Annotated in this window: 1 rRNA gene; it reads left to right on the top strand. The window is 42.8% G+C overall.

The annotated features are described in order from the left end of the window. Nucleotides 1-356 (top strand): 16S ribosomal RNA (locus tag MTN97_RS17800); the annotation flags it as partial. Nucleotides 357-647 lie beyond the last annotated feature (291 nt).

The following is a 647-nucleotide window of genomic DNA, read 5'->3' as shown; positions in this document are numbered from 1 at the left end:
GACGACGTCAAGTCATCATGGCCCTTACGTGTAGGGCTACACACGTGCTACAATGGCGCATACAGAGTGCTGCGAACTCGCGAGAGTAAGCGAATCACTTAAAGTGCGTCGTAGTCCGGATTGGAGTCTGCAACTCGACTCCATGAAGTCGGAATCGCTAGTAATCGCGTATCAGAATGACGCGGTGAATACGTTCCCGGGCCTTGTACACACCGCCCGTCACACCATGGGAGTGGGTTGCTCCAGAAGTAGATAGTCTAACCCTCGGGAGGACGTTTACCACGGAGTGATTCATGACTGGGGTGAAGTCGTAACAAGGTAGCCCTAGGGGAACCTGGGGCTGGATCACCTCCTTATACGATTTAGAACTTATTTGTTCGTAGTGTCCACACAGATGATTGTTAGTTAGTTAGTTTGCTCTTTGAGTTTACTAATTAATATGCTCTTTAAAAATTTGGAAAAGCTGATAATAAAATTCGTATGAATAACAGTGTTATTTGTACAGAGTTTTCAAAAGTAAAAAAGAATGATAGCAGTATCATTCAGTGCCAATTTAATCATTTATGATTAATTGGTATCTACTTTAGTATTCAATATTAACTTCTGGCGAAGTTAAACTGTCACAAAACAAAGACCCGTTTGGGTTG

This window comes from Pseudoalteromonas sp. 2CM36K (assembly GCF_023161865.1).
GTDB classification, from domain to species: domain Bacteria; phylum Pseudomonadota; class Gammaproteobacteria; order Enterobacterales; family Alteromonadaceae; genus Pseudoalteromonas; species Pseudoalteromonas tetraodonis.
Note: the sequence above shows the minus strand (reverse complement) of the source record. Positions and strands in the feature narration are given on the sequence as shown.